The organism is Frankia sp. CgMI4 (genome assembly GCF_001756285.1).
Taxonomy (GTDB): Bacteria; Actinomycetota; Actinomycetes; order Frankiales; family Frankiaceae; genus Frankia; species Frankia casuarinae.
In genome coordinates this window covers 1-13,619 of record NZ_MAQZ01000036.1, presented here as the reverse complement: position 1 = coordinate 13,619, position 13,619 = coordinate 1, and the positions used below count along the sequence as shown (strand labels likewise).

Annotated in this window: 11 protein-coding genes and 1 riboswitch; of the genes, 5 read left to right on the top strand and 6 right to left on the bottom strand. The window is 70.1% G+C overall.

Annotated features, from left to right (window positions below):
- Positions 1–10: 10 nt before the first annotated feature.
- From Manayef4_RS25625 to Manayef4_RS02965, 6 genes are all read right to left on the bottom strand, one after another.
- Positions 11–121, bottom strand: a complete 111-nt coding sequence (locus Manayef4_RS25625) for a lasso RiPP family leader peptide-containing protein (protein WP_023840805.1) — start codon at positions 119–121, stop codon at positions 11–13.
- Between the two features lie 193 nt (positions 122–314).
- Positions 315–1,151, bottom strand: a complete 837-nt coding sequence (locus Manayef4_RS02990) for an AfsR/SARP family transcriptional regulator (protein ID WP_023840804.1) — start codon at positions 1,149–1,151, stop codon at positions 315–317.
- A gap of 257 nt (positions 1,152–1,408) precedes the next feature.
- Complete coding sequence (locus Manayef4_RS02985; protein WP_011437373.1) at positions 1,409–2,158, bottom strand: peptidoglycan-binding protein; 750 nt, start codon at positions 2,156–2,158, stop codon at positions 1,409–1,411.
- Positions 2,159–2,649: 491 nt separating this feature from the next.
- Positions 2,650–2,848: riboswitch (cyclic di-AMP (ydaO/yuaA leader) on the bottom strand.
- A 532-nt stretch (positions 2,849–3,380) separates the two neighbouring features.
- Positions 3,381–3,926: an alpha/beta hydrolase gene (locus Manayef4_RS02975; RefSeq protein WP_254665434.1), complete on the bottom strand. Its 546-nt coding sequence runs from the start codon at positions 3,924–3,926 to the stop codon at positions 3,381–3,383.
- Between the two features lie 652 nt (positions 3,927–4,578).
- Positions 4,579–4,935, bottom strand: a complete 357-nt coding sequence (locus tag Manayef4_RS02970) for a four-helix bundle copper-binding protein (RefSeq protein ID WP_070130542.1) — start codon at positions 4,933–4,935, stop codon at positions 4,579–4,581.
- A gap of 217 nt (positions 4,936–5,152) precedes the next feature.
- Positions 5,153–6,502 (bottom strand): amidohydrolase family protein, encoded by a 1,350-nt coding sequence (locus tag Manayef4_RS02965; RefSeq protein ID WP_236701490.1) that lies wholly within the window; start codon positions 6,500–6,502, stop codon positions 5,153–5,155.
- 1,302 nt (positions 6,503–7,804) lie between these two features.
- Here Manayef4_RS02965 and metK point away from each other — a divergent pair.
- The 5 genes from metK to Manayef4_RS02935 all read left to right on the top strand — a co-directional run.
- On the top strand, positions 7,805–9,010 hold the full coding sequence (metK, locus tag Manayef4_RS02955) for a methionine adenosyltransferase (protein WP_070130541.1): 1,206 nt from the start codon (positions 7,805–7,807) through the stop codon (positions 9,008–9,010).
- A gap of 276 nt (positions 9,011–9,286) precedes the next feature.
- On the top strand, positions 9,287–9,763 hold the full coding sequence (locus tag Manayef4_RS02950; RefSeq protein WP_070130540.1) for a DUF309 domain-containing protein: 477 nt from the start codon (positions 9,287–9,289) through the stop codon (positions 9,761–9,763).
- A 143-nt stretch (positions 9,764–9,906) separates the two neighbouring features.
- Positions 9,907–10,950, top strand: a complete 1,044-nt coding sequence (locus Manayef4_RS02945; RefSeq protein WP_070130539.1) for a toll/interleukin-1 receptor domain-containing protein — start codon at positions 9,907–9,909, stop codon at positions 10,948–10,950.
- Between the two features lie 235 nt (positions 10,951–11,185).
- The gene (locus Manayef4_RS02940) at positions 11,186–12,433 is read left to right on the top strand and encodes a TAXI family TRAP transporter solute-binding subunit (protein WP_070130538.1); all 1,248 of its coding nucleotides are present in this window, start codon (positions 11,186–11,188) and stop codon (positions 12,431–12,433) included.
- A gap of 140 nt (positions 12,434–12,573) precedes the next feature.
- A partial coding sequence (locus Manayef4_RS02935; RefSeq protein WP_070130537.1) for a thiolase family protein occupies positions 12,574–13,619 on the top strand: 1,046 nt, incomplete at its 3' end.

The window sequence follows — 13,619 nt, the reverse complement described above, 5'->3', positions numbered from 1 at the left end:
CCGGCCGCCGTCACGCAAAACGCCGCCAGGAGTAGTCACGCCCCCAGCCCCAGCGGCCGTTCGTCACTGCGGCGAAGCTGCCGGCATCTTCCAGTCGCGGGGGGAGGTAGATAGCCTTCATCGTCTTCTCCTCAGCGGTTTCCGCGCGCCCTCGCCCCGGTGGCGTGCGCCCCGGTGGTGATACACGGCGGCGCCGCGCGCGTGGCCCGGGCGCCGGCCGGCTGGTCCAGCCCGTATGGTTGAAATTCCCCCGCCGGGTTCACTGGCGGTTCAGCTGACTTCCGGCGCACGACTCGGCCGGCACGGCCGTGGCATCAGGTGACCCACGAGTCCGGATTCAGTACATGCTGATGGGCACGCCGCAGTTCGACACCGGGCTCGATCCCGAGTTCGGTCACCAGCCGCCGGTAGACCGTCTGGTACTCGGCCAGTGCCTCGGCCCGCCGGCCGGTGTGTTCCAACGCAAGGATCAGCTGGGCCCAGAGACGTTCCCGGGTCGGATGTTCGACCGTGAGCGCCCGCAGGGTCGGCAGCACCCGGTCGTACTCGCCGAGGGCCAGGCGGGCGTCGATCAGGTCCTCGCACACCGCCCAGCGAGCCTCCTCCAGCCGGAGGACCTCCGCGCCCGCGATCTCCGCCGGGAGCTCGTCGAAGGCGTCCCCCCGCCACAGCGCGAGGGCGCCTTCGAAAAACCCGGCGGCGCGTTCCGGCGAGCCGGCGCGCACGGCGGCGCGGCCCTGCTCGGCGGCCGATTCGAACCGCTTAGCGTCGATCTCACCGGACGCGACGACCAGGCGGTACTCCCCCGGCCGGCTCTCGATGCGCCCGGGGCCGTTCCCCCCGGCTCCGGACGTGTCCAGGGGCGGCCGGAGGGTGTGCCGCAGCTCCGAGAGATAAGTCTTGATGTTGCCCCCGGCGGAGCGCGGCGGGGCATCCTGCCAGAGCGCGAGCCGCATCCCGTCCACACTCACCCACTGGCCGGCGTGCAGCAGCAGGGTCAGCAGCAGTATGCGCTTCTTGCGCTGGTCGATGCGGACCTGCTCGCCCGAGGATCGCCGCACCTCCAGCGGCCCCAGGACCGCGAACAGGAGACCGGCCCCGGTCACGGAGGATGCGTTCGGACTCGCCTCAGGTAGGTAGTCGTCGAGCATCGTGGCTCTCATCGATCGGGCCCCCGTTTCGGTTTTCCCGTGCGGGCCGGCTGGTCCCGTGCGGGCCGGCTGGTCCCGCCCGGGCCGATGCCGTCTCCCGACCCGGTGCTCCCGGCCGGGTGCTGGCCCGGTGGCTGAATACCCCCACCTCACCCCGGGTAGTCATCCGGTGCGTGCGGATATCGAGCAGCGCCCTCGGGCGGGTCGGGAACACCGGCCGGCGGCAGCGGAGCCCGGTCGGCGGGCCTCGATCAGAGTCAGATCCCGAGCTTCGCCCGCGTCTGCGGTCCGACGATCCCGTCAACCACCAGACCGTGCTTCAGCTGGAAGTCCTTGACCATGTGGTTGGTCTGGTACCCGAACTTCCCATCCACGCTGATCGGGTAGCCAAGGCTGGCGAGCCTCTTCTGGATCTGGTGGACGTCGAGGCGGAACCCGAGGCCGACGGCCAGCGACGGGTAGCGGGCCGCGGGTGCCACCACGGCCGCACGCACCGGGGCAGCCAGCGAGGAGTAGGAGATGTTCGTGAACCGCACGCCGCGCGAGACGGCCGCCGCCGCCGCCTGTCCCCGGGCCAGGTAGCGGTAGTGCAGGCCGTTGGTGTAGGCGCTCCAGGCGGTGATGCCCTGGCCTTCACAGACCTTCTTCGCCGCCCAGGCGTTGACGGCCGGGTCGTAGAGGTTGCGGTTACCCACCCAGCCGGCGTGGGCCCGCATGTTGATCTGCCACAGGCCGCGCGAGTCCTCGCCGTAGGTGGCGTGGGCGTAGGGGTTGCCGCCGGACTCCGCAAGAGCCACCGCGACCCAGGTGGCCAGCGGAACGCCGCGGCAGCCGGGCAGTCCCGCGTTCGCGGCCGCGCTGGCGATCGTCACATCGGGGACCGTGGTGGCGGCCCTGGCCGGGCTCGCGGTGGCGAACATGCCGGCGCCGGCGCCGATCACACCGACGGCGGCGACAACGGCGCCCCGGGTCCGGGTGGAACGTTTCCGATGCTTTCCCTTGGCCATTTCTTTGACATCTCATTTCGGTGTCGTCGAACACAGACGGGTGATCGAGGGGAGGGATGCCGCTCGAAGGAGGGCGAGCGGAGACGACCGCGCTGGAGAAGGGCAGCACCCAGTGCCGGTCTGCCGGTGCGCCGAGAGGCCGTCCGGGGACGACCGGGGACGACCGATCGACGCGCCCTGGGGATCCCGGGGTCGATGGRCTGAACAGCACGGCAGGCGGCCGTGGTCATTCCGTTCCAGGCCTGGCGGGCCCGGTGGACGGCAGGGGTCAGCCGACCACAGACGACGAGGCCGGGTGGCTTTCAGCCGAGCTGGTGGTATGGCGCGTCAGCGCGATCGGCCGGTACGGGCACCGACCGGATGGCACGTTCTCGCGAAGACGTCAGGGCGAGAACGGCGCCCCGTATGGCGGGGACGCACCGCGGGTCGCGCCGAACGGCGTCACGGTCCAGAAGACCGGAGCCGAGCGTTCCTGAAACACAGGCAACGTCGAGTCCTTCCCGTACGCCTGCGAGGTTAGCYGTCGGGTTCGGGCCGGGAAGCCCGGCCRTTTCCGCGGCGTGCGCGTAACGGCTTAACCCCAAGGGTGGCCCGCAACGAGCCACCCGGAGGAACGTGGTTCCCCCGCTTCTGCCCAAGATCTCTCGGAGGGAGCTGCGGACCGTGGACAGAACTCGGCGTCGGCCCGGAGCTGTTGATACCCCGCAACCGTAGCGAACTACAGACCGTAGTGACAAGTACGAGTTGTGCCGAATCTGGGCGCATGTTGGTCACGATGCGTGCATAACGCTGCGATGCCGCAACTCTCGGACATCAATAGCAGCTACCGGTAGCGACGCAGATCACCCGTCACGACCGGATCTTGGCGATATGGCCGGTCTGTCGAGACGGGGACCGGTGGCCACGAGGTCCGGTAGTCACCGGGACCGCCCGGCCGTCCGGCAACCCAACCCCGGCAACCACGGCAAGCGGGAAGCCTGGCCCGGGGGTCGGGTGGCGTGCGGACGGGTACGCAAACGCGAACGGCGCAGGCTTCGAGCCTGCGGCTCGAAGCCTGCGCCGTTGAAAAACGGACGATGCGGTACGGGACGGACGACTGACCCGCGGATTCGCGTGATTCGCGCCGGCACCCGCCGAGGAAACACCTGCTGAGCGGTTGGGCCTCCCGCGAAGGCACACCCCGATCGGACCGGCACGCGGGCGCGCCCGGCACCGGGCGAGATCAGTCGACCGACCGGTCCCGCTGCCGTTGCCGTGGGGCCAGCCGCGAGACACGGAGATTCTCGAGGAACAGCAGGATGTGCGCGCCGACCGCACGCCGGCCGGGGCCGGCGAGCACGCCATGCCCCCCGGGCAGCGACGCCAGCCGGGCCCGGCGCGCGGTCCGCGTCATCATGCGCGCCAGCGCAAGCGGGCTGACCTCGTCGCGCTCGGCATGGAGCAACAGGATCGGCAGGTCGGGAAGCGACCGTGGGATCGGTTGTCCCGGATCCTCGCCCGCGATCTTCCGGTACACCAGCGGCAGGTCGAGCAACACGAGGGCATCCGGCCGGACCGCTGGCGAACCGGCGCCGACCAACGCCCGCAGGGCCCCGCTGTCCGAACCCAGCAGGACGAACGGACCATCGGGGGCAYGCGCCTCACCAAGGGCGAGGACGGTGTCTCTCCCATGGTCGAGAAACGTCACCTGATAGCCGTCGAGCGCGAGCCGGAAAGCTAGGCCCTCGAAATGTTCGGCGGATTCTCCACGACCGGGAAGAAGGACCACACTGGCTCTTCTCGAGTGGGTGGGATCACCACTGGGCCAGTAACGGGTTCCCGGCCCCCCCACATATCCACGGGGGCGCGGATGAAAGTATGACGACGAAACCATGGACGACACAGCATGCTCCGATCGGAAACCGTCCAGAGATGTACCCGGTACTGACCGGACATCGATACCGAGGCGGCTGGCGTCCACGCAGGCGATGACGATCTACGGACAGACCTATCGAGTGACCGTGAATCAGGAGAACGCCAGGGAGAACACCGAGAGCGAGGGAAATCCGAGGAGGCTAGTAAAGCACGTGAAGCGGCCGGGTCGGACAACCGGACGAGGCCGCTCGCAGGAAGTCAATGTGGCCACGGACGACCAGGGGGGTCATCCGACCCACCGAGGAGAACATGACCATATTTTGCCTATCCSACGGCTACCTGTCAACATGGTCAATATTGTTACTCAGGTGTTTCACCCCATGTCCGCCCGAGGATACGTAACCGTAGCCACCGGTCGTGACCGAGGCCGCGCATCATGTGCCGCGCATCATGTGCCGCGCATCATGTGCCGCGCATCATGTGCCACGCGCCGCCGCACAGCCGGACGCCGGGGCGGAGTCGGGTGACCGCCGGCTGCGCCCCGGCGCCGTCGGGCCGGACGCGGCTCAGGCGGCGGYGCCCACCATCGTGTTGCAGCTCTCCGCGCAGGACCGGCATGCGCCGGCGAGCTTGGCGAGCTGCTGATCCTGCGGCATCCTCTCGCACATCTCAGCGCACATCACGCAGATCCGCGCGCACATCGCGCACATTTCCCCGTGCATCGGCGACATCCGGCACATCATGTCGGCGCAGGTCCTGGTGACGGCCGCGCAGTCCATCATCAGCCGCATGTTCGCCGACTCCATCATGGCGCCCGGYATGTCCATGCAGTAGGAGATCGTCTCCTCGCACAGAGCCGAGCAGGACATACACTCCTCGATGGCCTTCCGCATGTTCTTATTGATCATTTCAGCGTGCTGCATGAGAACCCTCCAGGCATTGGAGACGCGGCACCCCGTACCAGCGAACGGCCCGGACCACCTGACGGCAGCCGGCAGCGGGGCCCCTACGACGATAGCTTTCGGGGGCCGATCCGCATCTCGGTCAATCGCCGTCCCAGAATGGATCCRACGAAATCCCGCGAGCCATACTAAGGGTATTTCTTTTGATATTTCGTGAACATTCCGGAAAACGGGAGAGTCAGCCGGGCGGCGACACCGCGGGCCGCTCGGGAACGATTCTCGGCACCTCTTCCATCACCATGGTGGGGCGGACCAGCTTCCCGGGCAGCCGCGGGTGGGGCAGCACCGCGCGACCGCCAAGGAACACTCCGCTCACAGCGCCCGGCCGCTCGAAGATCGACAGGTCCCCGGGGTCCGCGTCGAGCAGGATCGCGTCGAAGGCGGAGCCGACGGCGATGCGGCCGGCTCCCTCACCCAGTCCGAAGAGCCGGGCTCCGGTCGCGGTCGCGGCGAGCAGCGCCTCGGGTGGGGTGAGCCCGGCATGGCGCAGCCGGCTGATCTCGGCCAGGTTCGCGCCGTGCCGGGTGCGGTGCCGGGCGTCGCTGCCGAGCGCGATCGGCACCCCCGCCGCACGGGCGACCGCGATCGTGCCGGCCAGCGCGGCCTCGGTGGCCTCGGCTCGGTCCGCCGCCCAGCCCGGCAGCACTCCGGTGGCCGCCAGCGCCGCCAGGTCCTGGTAGGGCGACAGGGTGGGGACGAGCGTCACCCCGGCGGCCGCCATGGCGGCCGCCACGGGCTCGGTGAGCCCGATGCCGTGTTCGATGGAACGCGCTCCGGCTGCGACCGCGGCCTCGATCGACCGCTCGCCCAAGGCGTGCATCATCACCGGACGTCCGTACCGCCGGGCCTCCGCGACGGCGGCCGCAAGCTCCACCGGGCTGAACTGCGGCTCGGGCTGCCCCGGCCGGGCGGACATCACCCCGCCGCTCGCGTAGATCATGATCCAGTCCGCACCCGCCCGCAGAATGCCCCGCACCGAGGCCGGCAGGCTGCCCGCCTCGGTAACGGTATGCGGGGGCCGGCCGGGATAGTCCGGCATGAGAAGATCTTCGGCCGACTCCAGCCCGGGACCGATGATCGCCCCGTCACCGTGCCGCCCGGACCGGCTCAGCCCGACGACGGACACGGCAAGCCGAGGTCCGGGCACGGTGCCCGCGCTGACCGCGTCCCGGATGCCGGCGTCGGCGCCGCCGGCGTCCCGCAGGTGTGTGACACCGGCCGCCAACGACGCCCGCAACGCGGCGGCGGTCTGCAGGACCCGGGTGGACAGCGACGCCGTCGCCAGCTCGAACGGATCATAGGTGGACTGCGTGACGTGGGCGTGGCAGTCGACGACCCCTGGCATCAGCCACAGGTCGTGGGCGTCAACGTCGACGGCGTCCCGGTCAAGACCGAGTCGCGTRCCGACCGCATGGATGATCCCGCCGCCGACGGCGACGTCGGTCGGCTCACCGAAGCGCCCGGTCCTGTCGAGGACGTGCACCCCCCGCAGGACGAAGGCCTCGGCCGCCTCTGATCGTCCGGGCACCGTCGACCGCCCGGACTCGGGACGCCCGGACTCGGACTGTTCCGTCGCGGTGGATCGCCCGTGCGCCGGAGGCTGCTCCGGAGTCAGGGATTGTTCCGATGATGCCGGGGGATCGGTCATGACCAGCGCCGTTCCTGCCGTTGACGACGACCTCCAACGCCTCGTTCCGGCCGGATCGAGCACCGACCGACAAACGCGCGGAGGCGGATGTCAGATCGAAGGTCGAGGCCGGGGTGCGGGAGGTCCGGATGTTCCGGAGGTCATCCGKATGTCAACGGGGACAGGCCGCCGTGTTGACGCGGCAGGTGTCGATGTGACGGCGATGAGTGAGTTCGACCGCGCGGCCACCCGGCCGAGGCCACAGCGTTACCGTGATCCCGCACCGGTCGTCCGACACGACGTCTCCTTCACTCGGCCCCGGATTCACTCGGCCCCGGATGACCGCGCTCAATATCACCTATCATACTCCCCCGTAATCACCGGTCCCGGATGACGCAAAGGGTCGAGGGACGAGCCGGCCAGGTCCGCTCACTGGCAAGCAACTCGTAGGAACGGACGCGATCCGCGTGCTAGCAGGCGATCGCKATGATCATCTTCTCGTCCACGCTCGATCGGCGGGCCCACACCTCRATGTCGGCCCGCTCGGCCGCCGGCACCGGCGGGTGCGGCCTCCGACGACGGCGCGGTCGGGACGAGAGATCGAGCCCGGGCAACGGCACACGATCGGCCTGCGGCGTTGACGGCAGGTTGACCGCCGTGGTGAGATCATTCGGTGTTCAGTCCGGCCGTTCTCGTTACGCGTGGCCACGTCGACTTCTCCCTGGTGAGTTCCGCCATCTGTACCGCGCGCTGAGCCGCGCGGCGGACGCGCTCGTCCGGCGCGCCCTCAGCGCGTTCCCGAGATCCACCGCTTCGGTCCGCTCCCTCGGCCTGGCCGGCCGTCGAGCCGGCGCGGCCGGAGGCCGGCGCGGCCAGCACCCCGCTCTCCTCACCTCGGCGCCCGCCGACTCGGAGGGCATGTCCGCATGCGGTTCGACATCCGACGGCGTCGACGAGCCCGACGCGGCACCCGGACCCCGAGCACCGGCCCTGGTGAAATGACCGTGCCGGCCAGCCAGTGCCGGCACGGATGTAGGGATGTACCGGCGCGGATCCACCGGCGCAACTCCACCCGCGCAGCTCCACCCGCGCGGATCCACCCGCGCAGCTCCACCCGCGCACGTATGTCCCCGTGCGGCCGGCACCTTCTCCCGCAACATCGTCTTGTTCCATATCTTGTTCTGTGAAACGAGGAATCCTTCCATGTCCCGTCGCCTTTTCACCTCCGAGTCGGTCACCGAAGGCCATCCGGACAAACTCGCCGACCAGATCAGCGACGCCCTGCTCGACGCGTTCCTGGCTGGCGACCCCACCTCCCGGGTCGCGGTGGAAACACTGCTGACCACCGGGCACGYGCACGTGGCCGGCGAGGTCACCAGCTCCGCGCACGTCGACGTGACCGCCGTCGTGCGGCRCACCCTCACCGACATCGGTTACGACGCCGCCACCGGCTTCGACGGCGCGACCGTCGGCGTGCTGGTCTCGATCGGTGCCCAGTCCCCGGACATCGCCCAGGGCGTCGACAAGGCCTATGAGGCACGGGTCGAGGGCGGCGAGGACACGCTGGCCCAGCAGGGCGCCGGCGACCAGGGGATCATGTTCGGCTACGCCACCGACGAGACCCCCGACCTGCTCCCGCTGCCGATCACACTGGCCCACCGCCTCGCCCAGCGGTTGTCGAAGGTGCGTCACGACGGCCTGCTGCCCTACCTGCGGCCGGACGGCAAGACCCAGGTGACCATCGAATACGACGGGGACCGCCCGGTCCGGTTGGACACGGTGGTCGTGTCCGCGCATCACGCCGCCGACGTCGACCTGGCCACCCGCCTGGTTCCGGACATCCGCGACCAGGTCATCGCCCCCGAGCTCAAGCGGTTGGCCGAGGAAAACCTGGGCCTGGAGGTAGACGGCTACCGGCTGCTCGTGAACCCGACCGGCCGGTTCGAGATCGGCGGCCCGATCGGCGACGCGGGCCTGACCGGCCGCAAGATCATCATTGACACCTACGGCGGCTACGCCCGCCATGGCGGCGGTGCTTTCTCCGGCAAGGACCCGTCCAAAGTCGACCGTTCGGCCGCCTACGCGCTGCGCTGGGTCGCCAAGAACGTCGTCGCGGCCGGCCTCGCCCGGCGGGCGGAGCTGYAGGTCGCCTACGCCATCGGCAAGGCCGAGCCGGTGGGCCTGTTCGTCGAGACCTTCGGCACCGAGACCGTGCCGGTGCCGGAAATCGCGCGGGCCGTCTCGGAGGTCTTCGACCTGCGCCCGGCCGCCATCATCCGGGACCTTGACCTGCTACGGCCGATCTATGGGCAGACTGCCTCCTACGGCCACTTCGGTCGGACGCTGCCCGACTTCACCTGGGAGCGCACGGACCGCGCCGACGCGCTGCGCGCCGCCGTCGGCCGCTGACACCGGCAGCCGCTGACACCGGCAGCCGCTGACACCGGCAGCCGCTGACACCGGCAGCCGCTGACACCGGCAGCCGCTGACACCGCGCCCCCGGTCTTGCCTGACGACGACCCCGGTCCGCGCGGCTACGGGAGGCGCCACCCCCGAGAGGCGGTCAGAGTGGACCGCATGACCACTTCGGACCGGTCCGGGCGACGCGCACCGTCCGGAACACGGCCGCCTCCCGGAACACGCCCCGTCCCCCGGGCGCACCCCGCGACTGAATCAGGGTCCGGGGTGTCCCGGCCCGGGGAACGGCCCCGGGACGCGCTTGGCCGCCCCCTTCCCCACGGCGAGACCGGCGTGCCGCCGCTCGCCTCCTCGGCCCCGCTACYGCCGGCCGCGGCGCTCGCCGAGGCCCAGCGACTCCTCGACGCGGGACYTCCCTTCCAGGCACACGAGGTACTCGAAGCCGTCTGGAAGAGTCCGGAGACCGACCCCGGCGAGCGCGGGCTGTGGCGTGGGCTGGCACAGCTCGCCGTCGGCGTCACCCATCTGGCCCGCGGCAACGTCAAGGGCGGCGTGGCCGTGCTGCGGCGCGGCGCGGCGAACCTCATCCCCTACGCGGACCGRCCTCCGCACGGCGTAGCCGTTCCCGGTCTGCTCGCCTGGGTGGACCTGCGGATCGCCGACATCGGCCGGGCCCATCCCGGGCTGCCGTGCATCACCGCCCGGACCGCCCCGGCCGACGGCGGGCCCCGCCTCGTCGGTTAACCCCACCGCGCCACCCGCGGCGCGCCCCTGCCCGTTCTGCCCCGCCGCGGCGGGGCAGAACGGTGRCATTCATCCTAGAACGACGGTACGATCATCCTTCAGCTGGAGCGAGCAGTCCGGAGGATTTCACAGGTGGGAATCGGGTGGACCAGGGCGACTTCTTCATCAGCTACTGCCAGCGCGACCGGGACTGGGCCGAATGGATCGCCTGGCAGCTGCAGGAGGTCGGTTATCGCGTGTTTCTCCAGGCCTGGCATATCGGCCCCGGCCGCAACTGGKTCAGGGACATGGGTCAGGGGATGGAGAACTGCCGGCACACGATCGCGGTGCTCTCGCCCGAGTATCTGAATTCCCCGTACTGCCGGGCAGAATGGCAGGCGGCGTTCGAATACGATCCCGAGGGCAACCTCCGTAAGCTCATCCCGGTGCGGATAGCGGAATGCACCCCTACCGGGATGCTCCGGCAGGTGGTCCACTTCGACCTCATCGGCATCGACGACGAGGACGCCGCCCGGGAGGAGCTGCTGCGCAACGTCCGCTCGGCCTGGGAAAAAGAAGGTGGTCTCGCGCCCAAGAAGCGGCCGGGCTTCCCCCCGGCCCAGGGCACCCGGACCGAGCCACCGGAGCCCGACCCCGCCGGTACACCTGGCACCCCCGCCGCCGTCACCCCGGACACCGGCCTCACCCTGCCGTTGCCGCCCACGCAACGCCCGATCACCTCACGGCCCACGTTCCCGCCGGAGGTGGCGGGATGGCGCCGGGCGGCCCGCGCCCTCCGTACCGCACTCACGCGGGGGTGGGTCGTGCTTCCGACGCTCGCCGCGGCCATCGTCATCGGAATCGCTTTCCAGGTGGCGGACGGCGGCCCCGGCGGAGTGCTGGTCGGCTCACTCGTCGCCGCGCTCGCCGCGGCCGCCCCGGCCTTCATGCTGTTCCCTCCGACGGACCGTACCGCGACGCTGGTGGTCGGTGGGGCCTGCGTGGTGGGCGCGCTCGGGGGGGCGGAAATCGCCCACGGCCGAGCGTGGGCGGCCATGGCCGAGGTGCTGGGCGCAGCGGCGTTTTCGGCCGTCTTCACCATCGCCATGCGCCCACCCCGCCCAGCGCCACCGGCCGATCCGGCGGACCCGGACCCGGCTGCAGTCACGGAGCCGGGCGTTCGGAACAAATCGGTCGTTACCCCGTAGCCCTCGGGGATCAGGCACAAGAATCGGCCGCCCTCGACCAACGGCGTCCTGCGCGGCATGGTTGGTATGCGACGATCAGCGCGGTGGGAGCGGGATGCGCGACCGGCCAGGTTCTCACCACCGGGATCCGGGGCACCGGGATCCCGGTGCGGCGGCCCAGTGGCGGACACGTGCCCCGGAGCTTGCCCCGCGCAAGGCCCGACGTCAGCGTCCCACGGATCGAGGAGTCGCCGCGATGTCCAATACCCGGTCGCGGCTGGGACGGCGTCCCATCGCCATCACCGCCCTGGTGATCCTGGCCGCCATCGTCGGCGTCTTCATCGGCCGGGCCTTCGGCGGAGACGGCCGTAGCCCGATGCTCGTGAGCAYGCCCCCGAGCACGCCCTCAGCGCAGACGGCGGCACCGGAACAGGCTCGGCGCGATGCGGCGACGGAGGCGAAGGCGAACCTGCACGCGACCACGTGCACGACCGTACGGATCATCGCCGGCCAGCCCCGCACCCCCTACTCGCAGTACGCGAGCACACTCGCGAAGCTCATCAGTGATCCKGCGCTGAACGGCGGCAACGGGTGGCGCGCCTTTCCTGATTCGGACACGAGCGGGACGTCCCAGAACCTCAAGAATCTCGGGGTTCCGGAGAACCGGCGCTGCACTCTCGCGCTGGCCCAACTCAACGTGGTGGTGGACGCCCAGAACGGCCGGGGCGACTTCACCGGCGGGGCCGTCGAGGGTCTGAGCCTCGTCGGCCAGATCTATTACGACGTTCTCCAGCTCATCGTCCCGGCCGACTCCAGCATTCACAGCGCGGACGATCTGTGCGGCAAGACGGTCGAAAGCGGACTGCTCGACTCGGGCACCCACCAGATCGCCACCGTGCTGTTCCGTCAGATCACCCGGGTGAAGGGAGCGGGCTGCGTCGTCCGTCCGGTGACCGGGAACCGGATAACCGAGGCGCTCCAGAAACTTCACTCCACCGGCGTGGATCACGCCGACGCGGTCCTGTGGGCGGCGGGCGCTCCCACGATGGCGGTCCAGGAATATAACGACAGCTACCAGAAGATCAAATTCGTGCCACTCGACGACTGGCAGTCGGCGATCCAGCGGGACTGGTACTCCCAGTACCTCGATGTCGGAGCCAACGTCTTCACAAGGGCCGCTATCGAGCCGGGTGACTACAACCTCATCCCGTCCCAGCCGACAGCGACCCTCGCGGTGCCGAACGGCATCGTCGCCAGTAGGTACGCCGATCCCGCGCTGGTCGAATTCGCCGCCTGGATGATGGACGAGCACTCCGCCGAGTTCAAGGCCACCCTGTGGGCCACTCATCAGGCGCAGGCGCAGGCGCGCCGCCTCGGTTTCGCGACTCCCGGCTCCTTCATCGCGACCAACATCTGCCGGTACGTCCCGCTACATCCGGCGGCGGAGAGATACTATACACATGCGCTCGGTTATCCGACGGGATGCCCGGCCCCGACCCCCTGACCTCCGGTTCACTTGTTGACCCATCAAGAGGGTGGCCCGTAGCGTCGATCCGGGCAGGCGCCAGGCAACGGGCAGGGCGGTACCGGGCAGGGCGACGGTCGATCCGCCGTCATTGTGATGGTTGTGACGAGGGAGAACCCATGGAGAACGCAGTCATCGTCGATGGGGTACGCACGGCGTCGGGACGGGGCAAGCCGGGTGGGGCGCTGTCCGAGACCCATCCGGTGGAGCTGCTGGCCACCGTGCTGAAGGCACTGATCGCCCGTAACGACCTTGATCCGGCGCTGGTCGACGACGTCATCGCCGGGTGTGTTGACCAGGCCGGCGAGCAGGCCGTCAACATCGGGCGCACCGCGGTGCTGTCGGCCGGGTTCCCCGAGTCGGTGCCGGCCACCACGATCGACCGCCAGTGCGGCTCGAGCCAGCAGGCCGCCCATTTCGCCGCGCAGGGGGTGCTCGCCGGCGCCTACGACATCGTCATCGCCGCCGGGGTGGAGTCGATGAGCCGGGTGCCGATGGGCTCCACCACTTTCGGCAAGGACCCCAACGGCCCGAGCCTGCACGCCCGCTACCCGGAGGGCCTGGCCCACCAGGGCATCGGCGCGGAGCTCGTCAGCGCCCGATGGAAGATCAACCGGGAGGACCTGGACATCTTCTCCGCGCGGTCGCACCAGCTCGCGGCGGCCTCCGTCGCGGCGGGGGACTTCGCCGGGGAGATCGTCCCGGTCGAGATCACCCTTCCGGACGGCACGACAGCCCAGCACACCGTGGACGAGACGGTCCGAGCGACCACGACCGTCGAGACGCTGGCGAAGCTCAAGCCGTCCTTCTACACCGAGGCGTACGCCGCCCGCTTCCCGGAGATCACCTGGAACATCACCCCGGGTAACTCCTCCCCGCTGACCGACGGCGCCTCGGCCGTCCTGATCATGAGCGAGACCAGGGCGAACAAGCTCGGCCTGCGGCCACGGGCCCGGTTCCACACGTTCGCGCTCGCCGGGGACGACCCGTTGCTCATGCTGACCGCGCCGATCCCGGCAACCCGCAAGGCGCTCAAGCGCGCCGGTCTGAGCATCGACGACATCGACGCCTTCGAGGTCAACGAGGCGTTCGCGCCCGTGCCGCTCATGTGGGCCCGCGACACCGGTGCCGACCCGGCGAAGCTCAACCCGCGCGGGGGCACCAT